Genomic DNA, 487 nt, shown 5'->3' on the forward strand with positions numbered 1-487 from the left:
ACTACCCGACTGTGGGCCAGGCGTGGCAGTCGCCCCCGAGCTATTCAGCAACAACAATTCGAGTACGTCTATCTCTTCGGTGCCGTCTGCCCTGCAACCGGGACAACGGAAGCCTTGCTCAGTCCTCTGGTAAACCGGGAGGTGATGAAGCAGCACTTGGCACTGATTGCAGCACGAACAAAGCCGGGTCGTCATGCGGTGGTGATCATGGACGGCGCCGGATGGCATACCATGGAATGTGCGGATGACTTCCCCAATCTCAGCCTGATCAAGCTCCCTCCCTATTCTCCCGAACTCAATCCCATTGAACAGGTATGGAGCTGGCTTCGTCAGCATGTGTTGGCTAATCGCAGCTTCAAGGATTACGACGACATCCTTGATGCCTGCACATCGGCCTGGAAGCACTTTATTGCCGATGTGGAGCGGGTGATGTCACTTTGTAGCCGAGATTGGATAAAACTGACCTAATGTTTAATCCGATTGGTAT

General features: G+C 53.8%; 1 protein-coding gene. It reads left to right on the forward strand.

The window, feature by feature from the left end:
* The coding region (locus J9889_RS21030; RefSeq protein ID WP_210557997.1) for an IS630 family transposase at positions 1-468 on the forward strand (468 nt) is incomplete at its 5' end.
* Positions 469-487: the final 19 nt, after the last annotated feature.

Origin of the sequence: Aeromonas sp. PrichA-15, from assembly GCF_017939245.1 — a bacterium.
GTDB lineage: Bacteria > Pseudomonadota > Gammaproteobacteria > Enterobacterales > Aeromonadaceae > Aeromonas > Aeromonas caviae.